General features: G+C 41.3%; 10 protein-coding genes and 1 tRNA gene. 8 read left to right on the top strand and 3 right to left on the bottom strand.

All coding sequences use genetic code 11. The annotated features are described in order from the left end of the window. Window positions 1-263 precede the first annotated feature (263 nt). From NJ959_RS13145 to NJ959_RS13135, 3 genes are all read left to right on the top strand, one after another. A complete protein-coding gene (locus NJ959_RS13145) occupies window positions 264-2,930 on the top strand; it encodes a colicin uptake protein (protein WP_254012206.1) in 2,667 nt (888 codons plus the stop codon). Window positions 2,931-3,173: 243 nt separating this feature from the next. Further along, complete coding sequence (locus tag NJ959_RS13140) at window positions 3,174-6,764, top strand: PAS domain S-box protein (protein ID WP_254012205.1); 3,591 nt, start codon at window positions 3,174-3,176, stop codon at window positions 6,762-6,764. 75 nt (window positions 6,765-6,839) lie between these two features. Next, on the top strand, window positions 6,840-8,252 hold the full coding sequence (locus NJ959_RS13135; RefSeq protein ID WP_254012204.1) for a sensor histidine kinase: 1,413 nt from the start codon (window positions 6,840-6,842) through the stop codon (window positions 8,250-8,252). 44 nt (window positions 8,253-8,296) lie between these two features. Here NJ959_RS13135 and NJ959_RS13130 read toward each other — a convergent pair. Then, window positions 8,297-8,369, bottom strand: a tRNA-Thr gene (locus NJ959_RS13130). Window positions 8,370-8,973: 604 nt separating this feature from the next. Between NJ959_RS13130 and NJ959_RS13125 the strand changes: the two genes are divergently transcribed. After that, window positions 8,974-9,264: a DUF3493 domain-containing protein gene (locus NJ959_RS13125; protein ID WP_254012203.1), complete on the top strand. Its 291-nt coding sequence runs from the start codon at window positions 8,974-8,976 to the stop codon at window positions 9,262-9,264. 189 nt (window positions 9,265-9,453) lie between these two features. Continuing rightward, window positions 9,454-10,236: an FHA domain-containing protein gene (locus NJ959_RS13120; RefSeq protein WP_254012202.1), complete on the top strand. Its 783-nt coding sequence runs from the start codon at window positions 9,454-9,456 to the stop codon at window positions 10,234-10,236. Window positions 10,237-10,428: 192 nt separating this feature from the next. On the opposite strand, the gene recA is transcribed toward NJ959_RS13120, so the two are convergent. Continuing rightward, window positions 10,429-11,508 carry a recombinase RecA gene (gene recA / locus NJ959_RS13115; RefSeq protein WP_256529150.1) on the bottom strand — a complete coding sequence of 360 codons (1,080 nt, stop codon included), beginning with the start codon at window positions 11,506-11,508 and terminating at the stop codon, window positions 10,429-10,431. 493 nt (window positions 11,509-12,001) lie between these two features. On the opposite strand from recA, the gene xseA reads away from it, so the two are divergent. Both xseA and NJ959_RS13105 read left to right on the top strand, forming a co-directional pair. Next, on the top strand, window positions 12,002-13,234 hold the full coding sequence (gene xseA, locus NJ959_RS13110; RefSeq protein WP_254012201.1) for an exodeoxyribonuclease VII large subunit: 1,233 nt from the start codon (window positions 12,002-12,004) through the stop codon (window positions 13,232-13,234). Between the two features lie 125 nt (window positions 13,235-13,359). Beyond that, window positions 13,360-13,911, top strand: a complete 552-nt coding sequence (locus NJ959_RS13105) for an RNA 2'-phosphotransferase (RefSeq protein ID WP_254012200.1) — start codon at window positions 13,360-13,362, stop codon at window positions 13,909-13,911. An 890-nt stretch (window positions 13,912-14,801) separates the two neighbouring features. Here NJ959_RS13105 and NJ959_RS13100 read toward each other — a convergent pair. Then, complete coding sequence (locus tag NJ959_RS13100) at window positions 14,802-15,770, bottom strand: PP2C family protein-serine/threonine phosphatase (protein WP_254012199.1); 969 nt, start codon at window positions 15,768-15,770, stop codon at window positions 14,802-14,804. Between the two features lie 226 nt (window positions 15,771-15,996). On the opposite strand from NJ959_RS13100, the gene NJ959_RS13095 reads away from it, so the two are divergent. Then, on the top strand, window positions 15,997-16,509 hold the full coding sequence (locus tag NJ959_RS13095) for a hypothetical protein (RefSeq protein WP_254012198.1): 513 nt from the start codon (window positions 15,997-15,999) through the stop codon (window positions 16,507-16,509). The last annotated feature ends 42 nt before the right edge of the window (window positions 16,510-16,551 follow it).

Genomic DNA, 16,551 nt, shown 5'->3' with positions numbered 1-16,551 from the left:
GGAGTGGGAGGATGGGGGAGGGAGAAAGTAAGGTTATTTTTAAAGATTTTATGAACTTAGCTTAATTATCTTGCTATCGTATCTATAGGTACAAAAAAAATCCCCAAAACCTTCCACATACATCTACTCCATTCCCGGTGGCAGGGCGAAGCATTGCGGAATTAAGCTTAACTCAAAATCGAAATGTTAATGCTGCAATCCTTTGCCCCCACATAATTTTGTGAAGGGAAAAGAGTAAGGAAAAAAAATATCCCGAAAGAAAAATGAACACCACCGAGCGCAAACCCGAATCAACTACAACTAGTAGCGGTATTATCCGGCTCAAACCCCAACAATTTATCCATGTTCTCGATAATAATACAGGTGTCACTCGCCTAGAAGTCGGTCCTCAAACGATTACTTTGCGAGATCACGAACGACTCATCCTCAAACCCGAACCGATGATCGTTGTCCCACCGCGATATTATTGTATTGTTGCCAATCCAGTCTTGCGAGATGAAGCCAATCAACCCATTGCTGACGGACATGGACAGATTAAACTAAGATATGGCGATCGCGAAATTCGTTTTGCCCAAGAGCCTTTTCCCCTTTATCCCGATGAGGAATTAATTGGGGAGATTACCCAACTTCATGTTGTCGAACGGAATCAAGCCCTCCGGCTTAAAGCCATTCGCGATTTTTCCGATCCTATTATAGTCAATATTGACGGAGAAGATCGACCTCAAACCATCAATCGTTTAGCTGGAGATGAATGGTTGTTTGAAGGGCCAGGAACCTATATTCCCCGCGTAGAAGTTCAAGTTTCAGCAACTACAAAAGCAATAGTTATTAAAACAAATCAAGCTTTACGTTTAATAGCGAGACAAAATTGTATCGATCGTACAGGCAATCGCAGAAGAGCAGGAGAAGAATGGTTGCTCCGAGAAGAAGGAGCCTATTTACCGGGAATTGATGAAGAGTTTATTGGGATTATAAATGCTTACGTTTTAACTGAACGAAAGGCATTACATTTGAGAGCAAAACGGACTTTTACTGATATCTTAAATAGACAAAGAAAAGCAGGTGATGAGTGGTTAGTTACCCTTGATGATGCCGAAATTCACATTCCCGATGTCTATGAAGAAGTAGTAGGAGAAGTGGAAATTACTACACTTGGCGATCGCGAATGGTGTATTGTTCTCAATCCTGTCGATAATTCCGGCAAACCTCAATTAGGAATGCGAGAGGTGCGTCAAGGAAGAATCTCATTTTTCTTACATCCTGGAGAGTCACTAGAAGAGGGGATTCAACAGGTTTATGTTTTGGGAGAACAGGAAGCACTATTACTCAAGGCTAAAGAAGCTTTGAGCGAAGGAGAAGGGACTAATTTAATTCAACGTCAACCTGGGGATATGTGGATGATTGGTGGTCCGAGAGATTACATTCCCCGCGTAGAAATAGAGGTAATTGAAAAACGCCAAGCCATTCCCCTCGATAAAAATGAAGGAATTTATGTAAGGGATGTTCAAACTGGTGAACTGAAATTAGTCAGCGGTCCCCAAGCTTATATGTTAAGTCCTTATGAAGAACTTTGGGAAAAAGAACTTTCCCCTGTTGTGGAAGAATTGTTAGATCAAAAAATCGATCCAGTTTCCGATCGGGGACGACATTTTATGAAGGAGAAAAATCGAGAAAAGCCGGAATTAGTAACTCCCACCATCTCCCAGGAAGTTTCGCTGCGAGATAAGACGAGGGCAGTGGTATTTCATATACCGCAAAATGCAGCAGTCCAAATCCATGATTATAAGGAAAGAACAGCTAAAACTGTATTTGGTCCAGACTTAGTTATGCTGGGACCAGATGAGGCATTTACTGTATTGAGTTTATCAGGTGGCGTACCAAAAAGAGCGCATCGAATCAAGTCTTTAGCCTTATTATTAGGTCCTGATTTTATGACCGATTTGTTCGCAGTCGAGACATCAGATCATGCCAGACTGCAGCTACGTTTATCCTATAACTGGTATTTTGATGTGGATCGACATGATGAACAAGTGGCGGCTAAACTTTTTCAAGTACCTGATTTTGTGGATACTGCTTGTAAAGCGATTGCTTCTCGCGTGCGGGGTGCGGTAGCAGGTGAAAAATTCGATGAATTTCATCGCAATTCAGCCCGAATTATCCGGGCGGCTGTATTTGGTACAGATGAACAGGATCATATTCGAGAAGAATTACGTTTCAAAACTAATAACTTAGTTATTACTAATGTTGACATTCAATCCGTCGAACCTGTAGATGAACGGACTTTAGAAAGCCTGCAAAAATCGGTACAAATTGCCATTCAAATTACCACCGATGCTCAAGAAGCTGCCGCACGACAAGATGCGGAAAGGATTGAACAAACAGCGAAAGCAAAATTAGAAAGACAGGTAATTGTAGATCAAAGTGCAGCAGAAGTTGAGCGAAAAAAGCTGTTAGAATTTAAAGCAGAAAATGCAGCAATTGAAGCAACAGGTAAGGCAGCCGCTGAAGCCAAAGCTAAAGCAGAATCTGCTCGGATTCAAGGGGAATTAACCGTAAATTTGGCACAGCAAGAAGCAGACGCTGCTCGCATCCGCTATGAAACAGAATTAGCACAACTGACAGCACGTCAGGAGGCAGAATTAGCCCATCAACAAGCCATCAGCGCTCTGGAAATAGAAAAAGCTGAACGAATGTCTCAAATTACTAGTGTCGAATTTCAGCAGAAAATAGCAGCAATTGGCGCAGAAACGATAATTGCGATCGCCCAAGCGGGACCAGAAATGCAAGTGAGGCTCCTAGAAGCACTTGGCATCCAAAGCGTTTTAATTACCGATGGGAAAAATCCAATTAATTTATTTGGCACAGCTAATGGTTTAATTGCTCCCATGACATCGAGTTTATCCTCTGGCGAGAACTTAAAAAATTCTTGACATTACGAAACAAATGGACAACTTTTGCTATGCTGTAGGGGAATAGGGAGTGGGGAGTGGGGTTTTTGAGTGTAGGGGCGAGTTGCTAGGATAATCTCTACATTGTCACAAATAACCCTAATCGACTCGCCCTCTCAATCGGGAGATTGGAATCGGGAATAGATGGAAAATCAGCAATTAGCAATTAGCAATTAGCAATTAACCTCTAACCCTAACCTGGAAAACCGACAACTAAATAAAAAAATGAATAAAACACGGCAATCAAACCAGAAATGGTTGCAGGATATTCTGGAAACCTTTAGCGAGGTGGCTTTGTCAGCAAACCCGACGACTTGGGAAACAAGTTTCTTAAGTGTCAGTGCTGAAAAAGTATATGGACGATCTTTATCAGAGTTTTTTGAGAATAAGTATCTATGGAAAGAAGTAATTCATCCTGAAGATCGCGATTGGGTAGAATACCAAGTACCTATTTTATTGTCCAGAGAAATATTGAATTTAGAATACCGAATAATTCGCCCTAGTGGAGAAATTAGATGGCTATCTCATCAGTGGAGATTGCGTCGAAATTCTCAGGGAAATCCCCTCCGAATTGATGGCATAGTTAAAGATATTTCTGAAGTTGATAAGGATAACTCAAAATATCTGAATCATGAGTTAAACCCCAACAATGATATTAGCGAAGCATCCAAAAGAGTTCGTCAACAAGTAGAAGCCGCACTGCGAGAAAGTGAAGAACGATTCCGCTCAATCTTTGATAATGTATCTGTAGGAATTGCTCTTGTAGATCTTGATGGTTTTGTACTTAGCAGCAATGAGGCTAATTGTCGGTTTCTCGGCTACTCTCCAGCAGAAATAGTAGGAATCCATTTTTCAAAATTTACCCATCCAGAGGATTTATCCCTCGATCAAGATTTATTTATTTCCCTATTGCGAAGTGAACGAAAAAGCTACAGTATTGATAAACGATATCTTCGTAAAGATGGTGCGATTATTTGGGGGCGTTTAACAGTATCACTCATCAAACATAATGATGGCTCTCCCCAATATGTTACTGTCGTTTGTGAAGATATTAACGAACGGCAGGCGGCACGTCAGGAACGAAAACAAATGGAGGAGGCATTAAGAGAAAGTCAGCTCAAATATCAAACCCTCTTTGAAATATTACCCATTGGTATTTCCATACTAGATCGACAAGGGAATATCATTGAATCTAATCCTGCTTCCGAAAAACTTTTAGGCATATCCCGCACCAAACAAATCTACGGGAAATACAATAGCCCAGACTGGAAGATTGTTCGCACCGATGGCACTCCCATGCCACCCTCAGAATTGGCTAGCATCAGAGCTATTCATGAGAACCGAGTTATTAAAAATATTGAAATGGGAATTGTCAAGGAAAATAGTGAAATTAGTTGGATTAGTGTTAATGCCGCTCCAATTCCAATTATTGATTATGGGGTAGCAATCGCCTATATTGATATTAGCGAACAGCAAGCGGATCTTCGTGAAAGGAAACAAATTGAAGAAAAATTACGCAAAAGTGAAGAAAGATTCCGCAATTTAGTAGAAACTACGAGCGATTGGGTATGGGAAATGGATCTCAACCAACTTTATCGCTACATCAGCCCCAATGTTACAGATTTATTAGGTTATAATGTTGCCGAAATTCAAGACAAAACTCCCTATAATTTCATGGATTGGCGGGAGGGGAATCGCCTTGCCCATTTTTTTGATAATATCTTTTCTTCCCATGAACCATTTACTTGTATAGAAAATACCTTCATCCACAAAAATGGACATTCAGTAATCGTAGAAACTAGTGGTGTTCCGATCTTTGATGACAAGGAGGAGTTTTGTGGCTATCGGGGAATATCTCGCAATATTAGCGATCGCAAAAAGATGGAGGAAGCTTTACGAGAAAGCCAATTAAAATATCAAACTCTCTTTGAAATATTGCCTATCGGTATTTTCCTCACCGATAAAGAAGGTGAAATAATTGAATCCAATAGCGCCTCGGAAAAAATTTTAGGCATGTCCCTTGATGAACAGATTCAATACAATTATAATGACAACAGATGGCAAATTATTAGCGCAGATGGTAGCCCTATTCCCCAAGATAAATTTGTGACAATGAAAGCTCTAAATGAAAACAGAGTTATTGAAAACTTTGAATCAGGAATTGTCAAACCAGATGGAAAGATTATCTGGTTAAGCGCTACCGCTGCACCCATTCCTCTCCCCAATTATGGGGTGGTGGTTGCTTATATGGATATCAGCGATCGCAAACAACAAGAAGCTGCCCTGCAACAAGCCAAAGAAGCCGCCGAAGTCGCCAACCTTGCCAAAAGCGAATTTTTGGCAAATATGAGTCACGAACTTCGCACTCCCCTTAATGGCATTTTTGGCTATACTCAACTCTTAAAAAATAATGATAAATTAACCCAAGAACAACAGGATAGTGTGAAAATAATTCACCAGTGCGGGGAACATCTACTTACCCTAATTGAAGATATTTTAGATCTGTCTAAAATCGAAGCCCAGAAGATGGAACTTTTCCCCACAGAGTTTCATCTACCTAATTGCCTCAAAAGTCTTGCCGATTTATTTCAGATGCGTGCTGAACAAAAAGACATTGCCTTTACTTACGAACAGTTGTCTCCCTTACCTAACGGCATCATCGCCGATGAGAAACGGTTACGACAAATTCTTAGCAATTTACTTAGTAATGCCATCAAATTTACTGACAAAGGTGGCGTAATATTTAAGGTAGGATATTTACCAGTCAACCAAAAACAAAAAACTAACAACCAACAACAAACAACCAAAAAAATTCGCTTTCAAATTGAAGATACTGGTATTGGTATCCCCCCCCATCAATTAGCAGAAATTTTTCTGCCCTTTCACCAAGTAAGGGATTCTACTCACGTCGCTGAAGGGACTGGCCTCGGACTTGGTATCAGTCAAAAATTAGTCCAACTGATGGATAGTGAAATTTATATTAGTAGTAGTATAGGACAAGGGAGTGTATTTTGGTTTGATTTAGAATTACCTATAGTTACCCAATGGCAGGAACCTCCACCACCCCCCAATCGCCGGATTGTTGGATTCAAAGGGCACAAATGCAAAGTCATGATCGTCGATGATAATAGAGTCAATCGTACCCTGTTACGAGTGCTGTTAAAACCATTAGGATTTGAAATTAAGGAAGCTGTGGATGCTAAAGACTGTCTCGATAAAGCGGTAGATTTTGCCCCAGATTTGATTTTAATGGATTTGGTAATGCCAAAAATAGATGGATTAGAAACTACTAGACGACTGCGAAAGTTACCTCAGTTTAAAGATACGATCATCATCGCATTATCTGCAAGTGTTTTCCAGACGATTCAGCAAGAAAGTTTAGCCGCTGGCTGTCAATGTTTTATCCCTAAGCCTGTGGAATCTAAGCAGCTTTTTCACTCTATTTCTCAGCATTTAGGACTAGAATGGATTTATGAAGATATCCGAGCTATCAAAATTATTTCACCGCAACTAGATCCGGTGACACTTACTCTTTTACCACCATCAGAACTTACTCATCTATCTGAATTTATTAAGATGGGTGACATTAAAGGAATTATTGACCAAGGGGATAAAATTCAAAAATTGGAGCCGAAATTAGAGGTTTTTGCCAGCCAAATCCGTCAACTTGCCAAAGAATTTAAGCTAAAACTACTACGGGATCTTATCCAACAATATAGTCAGTCTATTCGATCTGTGAATACAGGAGAAGAGCAAACAGGTAACAGAGAAAATAATCCTCTACATATTAGAACTCCTATAAATCCTGATTTGTAATAAATTGTTAAGTTCTTATTAAAATCGTGTTATTTAGAAAATAATAAGAGAATCGGATATAAAAAATGACTGGATATGACTAAGCAAACTAATGGAACAAGCAAGATCTTAATCGTTGATGACAACCCGACAAACTTAGGGTTGATCTTCGAGTATTTAACGGATGCAGGATTTAAGGTTTTGGTGGCGCTAGATGGTGAAAGTGCCATTGAGCAAGCAGAATATAGTCAGCCGGATCTGATCCTGCTGGATGTAATGATGCCGGGAATTGATGGATTTAAAACCTGTAGCCTATTAAAAGCAAACATCTTAACCCAAGACATTCCCGTCATTTTTATGACGGCGCTCTGCGATACAGCAGATAAAGTTACTGGATTTAATGTCGGAGGAGTTGATTACATTACTAAACCAATTCAACCCACAGAAGTATTGTGCCGAGTTAAAACCCATCTAACCCTAAGAAATCTGCAAAAGCAACTGGAAGAACAAAATGAAGATTTGTTGCAATCGCAAGCCAAAGAACGACAAAGAGCGTTAGAACTTGAAGAGACATTGTACAAGTTACAACAAACCCAAACCCAACTATTTCAAGCAGATAAAATGTCAAGCATTGGTCAGATGGTAGCGGGTGTTGCTCACGAAATTAATAACCCGCTCAATTTTATCTACAGTAATCTTTGCCTCGCAAATGAATATACCCAGCAACTATTAGAACTAGTTAAAATTTATCATAATAATTATGGTAATTCCCATCCAGAAGTCACTGAAAAAATAGAAGAAATTGACCTAGAATTTCTAGAAGAAGACTTGCCACAAATGCTCAAATCAATGAAGGTAGGCGCAGAAAGAATTTGCCAAATTGTCCTATTGCTGCGCAATTTCTGCCATATTGATGAAGCCCATCGCAAGCTAGCTGACATTCATGAGGGTATAGACAGCACGATATTATTATTGCAGCACCGCCTAAAAGCCAAGGCTGGAAAATCCAGAATTCAGGTGATCAAAGAATACGGTAATTTACCTAAATTACGATGTCATCCAGGTCAAATAAACCAAGTATTTATGAATATTTTGGTCAACGCAATTGATGTGCTGGAAGAGGGGGATGGGGAAACTATTCAGGAACCTAATAATTTACCTCTGCCCTCTTGCTCAATTCCTACTATTAAGATTAAAACTGAGGTAATTGAGAATGAGTTCGTAATTATCCGGATTAGCGATAATGGCTCGGGAATGACAGAAGATGTGCAACGGAGACTATTTGACGCATTCTTTACTACTAAACCCGTTGGCTCCGGTACAGGTTTAGGATTGACTATTAGCTATCAAATTATTGTGGAAAAACATAAAGGAAAGTTATCAGTTAATAGCGAAATCGGCAAAGGGACAGAGTTTGCCATTGAAATTCCCCTCAACCAAGAAGGGAAAGGAAGACAAAATAAAGCAGAAGACTTGACACTCCCCAGTCTAAAGACACGGGGATTCTAAGTTCATCATCAGAACTTGCTTGCTTCTGAGTTTCCTCTAAGAGAAGCTGGTGAGCGGACTTGAACCGACGACCTGCTCATTACGAGTGAGCTGCTCTACCAACTGAGCTACACCAGCCTGTGGAATGTGATGATTAAGGAGCGAATGCCCTACTATAGATCCACAATGATACACAATTATAGCAAGTTTTGACAAATTAGGAAAAAAGATTTTTGTGAATTCAAGGAGAATTTGGCGATGAGCTAGGCTAAGATCGAACTGACCCTAGCAGCAATGGGTTTGGCAATCCCCCAAGAAGGGAGTCAACAACCCCTGTCTAAAGACACGGGGCTTCCAGCAAAAAAGCTGAAGCCCGGAAGTTGACCAGCCTCAGTCTCTTGCGGACTACGTTATCGGCAAGTGTTCAAGAACCTACCAGGGGATGCGAAGCTAGTCCCTTGCTCTAGAACCGAAAAGTTAAACAGGCGTAACGGGTTAAACCAGTGCTTTTTGGATAGTTACCGACCGATAACATTGGCAAAGCTAACTTTACTCGAAAGAGACTGGAGACAACCATATCTCCACGGAGGGGCAACCATACCCCTCCACCCTTTACGGGGTAGGCGGTTAAAACCGCTGCCGCGTTTTCCTCTCTGGTCTATAGCTTGCTTCCCGCAGGGTAGACACAGAGTTTCCAACGACGGAGGTGTTTTTATGAGTAACCAACCCAGTCAATCAAAAAATGACCAACTCAACCTCAAAAAATCCCCCGCCCAAGCCTAAAATCAACCCTCTGCGCCTCAGCCCGGAAAAATATGCCAGATTGAGAGCTGAGGCGAAAGCTCCCTATCGGGGATTGAGAAAATTTATTTATGTGGCCTTCGGTGCATCTGGTTTCATTGGTGTAGTAATATTCTTAACTGATTTAGCTGCTGGTCAAGAAGTTGCTACAGCCATTCCCAACCTGGGATTGCAAATTGGGATTGTGGCTTTGATGGTTTGGTTATTGCGGCTGGAACAAAGAGGGGAATAGGGAGTAGGTAAGCTCCTGCGCATCTAAATTGGATATTAAAATTCTTGGAGGTAACTTTGTCTAGCTTTCTTTGAGCGGTGTCGAGGTATGCTTCCTTAAATGAGTCACAGTTTAATCGATGGTTAAGATTTTCAACTCTCCTTAATCGGAGTATCGATATAACGAGCGTCCCCTTACCACATGTTTAATATGGAAATAGAACAGCGACTCGGTTTATACCAAATCTTTCTGAAGCTTTATCAGTATCATCGCAGCCTGTTGGATGAGATCCTTCAGTTGGAGAGAACAGGTCATAAAACCTTTGCTAGTCGCACTATTCATTATATGACAGGGGTGATTGAAGGCGAACAACCCTATCTGGTGACTAACCTCGCAGGGGGGAAAACCAAGATTCTCCTTCAGCCTCAAGGACTTTGGTCAATTGGTCGCGATCGCCAAGTGGCAATATCTATTCCCGATCCCCATTTGTCTCGTTATCACGCGGTAATTCAGTACATTCCCGAGCGAGGATTTTCTCTAGTCGATTTGCGCAGCACCAATGGTTCCTTCCTCAATGGGGAACCCGTACATGGCAGAATGCGGCTCAAAGATGGCGATCGCATTAGACTGAGTAATCTGGCTTTTTCCTTTTTCATATCCCAAGATACTCAGATTTTAGATCAAGTGCCTCCGGCAATCCTCACCAAACTTAAAGAGGCAACAGTCTCGCCCCCATCGGTAAAGCCCAGCATACCTCAATCACCCGCACAACAGCCAAAATTCGATCCACTCTCAGTCCCCAAACATACTGATTCCCGACAGGGAACTTCACGGTTTTTAGAAGATTTATCAGAATTTAAGGATGCGATGGCAACGCCAGCTAGAGGCATCAGTGATTTTTCTATTCCTGAGTTAAACTCTGTGGCGCGAGGGGAAATCTTAGATCGATTTTTTAGTCTCCAAAAGTCAGAAAATCTGTCAATAAAAGGATGAAGGGTGAAGGATGAAGGGTAAAGGATGAAGGATGAAGGATGAAGTATTGAGAGGGCACCGAACACCGTTGGCGTAGCCTGCGCGAAGCGCATACTCAGGTAGTATAATTGAGCGGGGATCCCCTATGCCGCTGACAGACAGGACACCCGCTCTACATTCTATGTTTGAAGGAAACTCGGTATGACCTCTAAATTACATATCATCATCAACAATTTCCTCTTCCTCCTCAATATCAACAGGATTAACTGAATTAGCAGAAACTACAGCGCCCATCTCTAGTTTCTCCCGCACTTGTTTATCGATAATATCAACAATTTCCGATTTATCTTCCAGATACTTCATTGTATTATCGCGACCTTGACCAATATTTTCTCCGTTGTAGCTGTACCAAGCTCCCTTACGGACAATTACTCCAGTTTGTTCAGCTAAGTCAACTAAACACCCCAAACTAGAAATTCCTTGTCCAAAGATAATATCAAACTCAGCAATGCGGAAAGGCGGAGCAACTTTATTCTTGGCAACCTTGACTTTGGCGCGGATTCCGTATTCGCCTTCATTGCCTTTTTTGAGAGTTTGAATTCGACGAATATCCAGACGAACTGACGCATAAAACTTTAGCGCATTACCGCCTGTTGTCACTTCTGGTGAACCGTAAGTAACACCGATTTTTTGGCGCAACTGGTTGAGGAAAATGACAGTACAGCCGGAGCGACCAATATTCCCGGCAATTTTACGGAGCGCTTTGCTCATCAGACGCGCTTGCAAACCTACCTGAGTATCGCCCATTTCGCCTTCGATTTCGGCACGAGGAACTAAGGCGGCTACTGAGTCAATTACGACAATATCTACTGCTGAAGAGCGGACTAGCTGATCTACTATTTCTAGCGCCGACTCGCCGTTATCGGGTTGAGAAACTAAGAGGTTGGCAATATCAACCCCCAAAGCAGCAGAGTAAGTGGGATCGAGGGCGTGTTCGGCATCTACAAACGCCGCCACCCCACCATTTTTCTGGACTTCTGCTACTGCATGTAAGGCGAGAGTTGTTTTACCAGAACTTTCAGGTCCGTAAATCTCAATCACGCGCCCTTTTGGTAAACCACCGCCCAAGGCTAAATCCAGGGTAATTGCGCCGCTGGAGATGGTTTCTACTCTCATGCGGGTAGCATCGCCCAAGCGCATGATGGAACCTTTGCCAAAGGTCCGCTCTATTTGGGTTAGCACCAAGTTTAGGGCTTTTTCCTTTTCAGGGCTGTTCGTGATTGGGGTAGCCATGGATGTTTTAGGAGCCATTTTGGGAATCAGAGTGGATCATCTGTTCTATTTTAGCGCTGACTTCGGTGAATGACTGTGGGGCTGAGTATTGTAACAAATGATTGAGAGAGGAACGGGACTGTGTGGTCTCCCTCACTTTACCTCTTGCCTGCCCAACTCGACTAATATTGCGATCGCACCGCCTAGTGCGATTCGGTAGCGCCGAGCGCATCAAGACTATTATAGGGCATCGCTAGGATGGATGACTATAGGATGAAGAATAAGTTAATGCGTGAAAGAATGGAAGTTATTGAACTTTCTGATAGAGAGAGGAGCGAGAATCACTGTGACTGAAGTGAGGGCATTTTTGGAGCAAGATACTTCTGTTGAGAAGGTTGTCTTTGTTTCTTACAGAAATTCAGGATATAATTGTTATATTGATACTCTGGAGGAAATTCTAATTCCCCGATCAAAGAATCATCCTCAAAGGTCACAGATAAAATCGTAAGGTATAATGAATTCATCAACTTCCTCTACTCAGATACTAGAAACAACTCTATCAGTTGCCAGTTTAACCGACTATATTCAAGAATTATTAGAAGAAGACGAGCAACTCCGCCGGGCTTGGGTAATTGGAGAAGTTTCCAGTACATCTAAACATCGCAGCGGTATATTTTTTACCCTCCAAGATCCCAATACGAAAGCATCAATTAAATGTGTAGTCTGGCAAAGTCAAATTAGTAAATTAGTCCAGTTACCACAGTCAGGAGAACAACTTATTGTTTTAGGTAGTATCCGGATTTATCCGCAACGAGGAGAATATCAAATAGCAGTTTGGCAGGCTTTACCAGGAGGTGAGGGCTTCCAATCATTACGCTACAATCAACTTCGGAATCAATTAGCAGCAGAAGGATTATTTGCGGCGCAACGTAAGCGTAATTTACCAATTAATCCCCAAATTATAGCAGTTGTTACTTCACCTCAAGCAGCAGCTTGGGGCGATATTCAACAGACTCTATACTATCGATATCCGGGATTAAAAGTTTTATTATCACCTGCCCAAGTACAGGGAGAAACAGCACCAGAATCAATAGTTAAAGCAATTGAGCGAGTTGAAAGGGATGGGAGAGCGCAATTATTAATAATATCACGAGGCGGTGGTGCAACGGAGGATTTGGCTTGTTTTAATGATGAACGGGTGGTGAGAGCGATCGCAAATTGCTCCATTCCGGTACTCACAGGCATTGGGCATGAAAGAGATGAGTCTTTGGCAGATTTAGCCGCAGATGTTTCCGTACATACTCCCACCGCTGTAGCCGCAACAGCCGTGCCAGAATTAAGTACTTTGATTGCCCAACATCAGGAGCGAAAACGCGCTCTTTCTCAGGGGGTAATGGAGGTTTTAGGAAAATATCGCCATCGGTTAGATTATCTGAAAGAGCGATTGCAACCGCTACCACTTGACAGAAAATTACAGGTACAGAAAAATGCGATCGCCATCCTGAAGCAGGAGTTAATTAAATCCACATCTAGGCGTTTAAGTCAAGGGCATCAGGAGTGTGAATTTCTGCGGCAAAAGTTAGCAACACTCGATCCGAATAATGTGTTGAAACGGGGTTATGCGGTAGTTAGAGGGAATGATGGTACAATTTTGCGATCGGTATCTGGGTTGGTTGTGGGGGAGGAGTTACAAGTTAAGCTTGGGGAGGGGGAGGTTATGGTTAAAGTGGTGGAGATTGTTGATTGATGATATTGAGGTTATGGGGATGATAATGGGGATTTTTTTTAACACAGAGGTACGCAGAGGTTGGCACAGAGGTACGCAGAGGGTTTTGAGAAGTATTTTTCTAAACAAATAACTAATAACCAAATATGAAGGATTCTCGACTGGTTAAAATTAGTAAGTATTTGAGTTATCATTTGCGGCATCATCCTGATAAAATTGGTTTAACGCTTGCGCCTGGGGGGTGGGTTGATGTGGATGAATTATTGGATGCTTGTAGACGGGATTCTTTTGCTCTTAGTCGTACTGAGTTAAAGGAAGTTGTTGCCCATAATGATAAACAACGGTTTTCTTTTGATGATACTGGTACTAGAATTCGGGCTAATCAAGGGCATAGTGTAGAGATTGATTTGCAGTTGGAAGCTGCGATTCCGCCAGATGTACTTTATCATGGTACGGGAAATAAGGCGGTAAAGTCAATTTTGCGGGAGGGTTTGCGGAAAATGTCCCGCCATCATGTCCATTTATCTGGCGATATGGGGACTGCGAAAAAGGTTGGCGCAAGGCATGGTCTTCCTGTAATATTTAGAGTAAATGCGATGGCGATGCAGAGAGATGGTTATACATTTTATTGTTCTGATAATGGAGTTTGGTTAGTTTCTTCTGTACCTCCTCAGTATTTAGAATTAGATATTGAGTAAAAACGAATTTATCCCGAAAACCCTCTGGATACCTCTGTCTTATTCTCTGTGTACCTCTGTGTACCTCTGTGTTGCCCTCTGTGTACCTCTGTGTTAAAAAAAAATATTCCGAATACTCCTTAATCCGTGGCATCAATCCAAATAATGTCAACAAAGAGATAGCAACAGCGACAACTGGAGTACTGATTTCAAAGCCATCTAGATCTTGAAAACCCTGAGAGATTGCATCATCGCTATCGGGTTCGTGTATTGCCGTACAATCGGGGCAAGTGATGACAAAATTATCTGTTTGCAGCACTGTTGATATTAGCGAATTATTTCCTAATGGTAGTTCAACTCCACCCTGAATTTTTACACCACATTCCGAACAATAATCTGATTCCTTAACTTCGTTGAAATTATTAAAAATAATTCTCAACAATTTACGAATTTGCGTCATTTCAGCGATCGTGGTAGAATAATCCAAAGGGGGGCTAATAACCTTTTGCCGTTTTTATACCCTATTCCGATCTACTTTAATACAGTATCATCTCTTCTCCAGCCCGAAAGCGATTTAGCCAAGAATATCATTTCCCTTCCTTAGTGTCTTAGTGTTTAAATAATTCACTATTTTCACAGGGGAAAGGGAGTAGGACATTTTAGAAAAAACATTACTCAGTTGGGAAAACTAAAATTAGCTAGACTTAGAAATGCGAACGGAAACTGTCATAATCGCATGGACTTCTTTTGCTCCTTGGGGTAGGTATTAGTTTTGGAATACTTCGGCTTTGAATTGGGTGGACATGGGGTTTTTGATAGTGAAAATATGGTTTTTTTTTAACACCAATAAATTCGGTATTACTCCCCCATTCTCCTTCATTTCTCCACTATTATAATTCAGAAATATATTGTTATGCCACAGACAAAACCGCCACTGTAATATTATCATTCCCCCCCTTCCCCCTAGCAAAATCCACCAACCGACGCGACACCCCAAGGGCATCTATATCTATTGTAGATTGAACAAGAGCAGCAATTTGTTCAGCTTGTGGCGCATAATTCCATAATCCATCCGTACACAACAATAGACATCCCGACTCAGAACTATTAAACTGAATAATAGAAGGTTCCAGATCATCCGGAATATCCGCCCCTACCCAACGACTAATTGCATGGGCATTGGGTGATAATTTCGCCTCTGCTGCCGTCATTTTTCCTGATGAAACCACATCATTTAACCAAGAATGATCCGCAGTCAGTTGTCGGGAAGTAGATGGAGAAATCCAATAAGCGCGACTATCTCCCATCCAGCCAATTGTAGCAGTGAGTTTTGGTAGGGAGGGCGCTGAAGCGCCTACTACTAACGAAGCGATCGCAGCTACAATAGTAGTGGATGGTGGATCGTCGGATCTATTATTATAAGGAATCTTACATACAGATAATAAAGCAGATGCGATCGCATCTTTCATCGCTGCCACATCCACTACCCCTCCTGTAGTTAGGGATTGACAAGCAATCTCAGCAGCAGCTTTAGCCGCTAACTCCGGTGACTGAGAACTAGAAACCCCATCACAAACCACTAAAACATAAATATTTTTACCATCAATTTTAGCACAAGCCAGATAATCTTCATTCCGGTGACGCTTCAATCCGCGATCGCAAACTCCAGCTAAACTAGAATTGACATTAACTTCCACATAGTCACTTTCCCTAACTTCACTGCGGAAACCACAATTAGAACAATATCCTTCTGAATCTATCGCACCCGCACCACACTTAGCACATCCTCCGGTGGTATTTTTGGCGACAAGAGACGTACCGCATTCTTCACAAAAGCGATCTCCGATTTGGATTATAGTACCGCAGTTTGGGCATTCCATGGTTTGGTGTTTTAGTTTTTTTTAACGCAAAGGGCGCAAAGGAGTTTTCAAATATTTGGGTGATTTTTCAGAGGGTGTCTCTGATTTTGATTATACTACGGTAATTTAGTTTTTTTTCATTCACTGACTCCGCCGCAGGGGGCACACCCCAAAGAACGAGCTGAAGATTTTATGTTAAACTCAAATATGGTATCAGGTTTTAGGGTACTAGGCTACGGAGGTAAAAATGACTAAAATAGAGCAGTTTAAAATAAAATTAGCTGAGAGAAATTTAGAAAATTTTGCGGATCCACCTGACGATCCTTTAGGGGAATTATCAGATTTTGAATTAGGGTTAAGAAAGTTTTGCTATGAATGGGATAGTAAGGTAATTTTTCAAGTAGGAGAAACAAGGTTTAATGTTTTTTTAGATCCTGATATTTGCATGTTATTAGAAGATAGATTTAATGAACAAATAAGAGAATTAGAACAAGGGAAAACAATTCGCTTAGATTTTGCTGAAAGTTATTGGTTAATTATTAAACTCGTACCTGTTGGCAATGAAATTAAATGTTATTTAAGAGAGTTTGGTTATTCAACAGAGGAAAAATTAGTTATGCTAAATAGACAAGAAGTTCTAGATGAGTTAAAACGGTTTTTAACTGAATTAATGGATTTAGCTGTTAATCTGGGTTATATTAGTTTAGAGGATAAGGACGAGTTTATTAAACCTGCTTTTAGTAAATTACAGGTGGTATAGGAGTTTGTTCAATTTATGAGAGCAAATCAAGAGGTTCCTTTG

It is taken from the genome of Limnofasciculus baicalensis BBK-W-15, from assembly GCF_024178385.1.
Taxonomy (GTDB): Bacteria; Cyanobacteriota; Cyanobacteriia; order Cyanobacteriales; family Coleofasciculaceae; genus Limnofasciculus; species Limnofasciculus baicalensis.
This window is presented reverse-complemented; position numbering and strand designations above follow the sequence as displayed.

Coding starts and splice junctions, on each gene's coding strand:
- NJ959_RS13120 (WP_254012202.1), top strand. CDS start 9,454: ATGGAAATAGAACAGCGACTCGGTTTATACCAAATCTTTCTGAAGCTT.
- NJ959_RS13105 (WP_254012200.1), top strand. CDS start 13,360: ATGAAGGATTCTCGACTGGTTAAAATTAGTAAGTATTTGAGTTATCAT.
- recA (WP_256529150.1), bottom strand. CDS start 11,508: ATGGCTACCCCAATCACGAACAGCCCTGAAAAGGAAAAAGCCCTAAAC.
- NJ959_RS13145 (WP_254012206.1), top strand. CDS start 264: ATGAACACCACCGAGCGCAAACCCGAATCAACTACAACTAGTAGCGGT.
- NJ959_RS13125 (WP_254012203.1), top strand. CDS start 8,974: ATGACCAACTCAACCTCAAAAAATCCCCCGCCCAAGCCTAAAATCAAC.
- NJ959_RS13100 (WP_254012199.1), bottom strand. CDS start 15,770: ATGGAATGCCCAAACTGCGGTACTATAATCCAAATCGGAGATCGCTTT.
- NJ959_RS13095 (WP_254012198.1), top strand. CDS start 15,997: ATGACTAAAATAGAGCAGTTTAAAATAAAATTAGCTGAGAGAAATTTA.
- NJ959_RS13140 (WP_254012205.1), top strand. CDS start 3,174: ATGAATAAAACACGGCAATCAAACCAGAAATGGTTGCAGGATATTCTG.
- xseA (WP_254012201.1), top strand. CDS start 12,002: ATGAATTCATCAACTTCCTCTACTCAGATACTAGAAACAACTCTATCA.
- NJ959_RS13135 (WP_254012204.1), top strand. CDS start 6,840: ATGACTAAGCAAACTAATGGAACAAGCAAGATCTTAATCGTTGATGAC.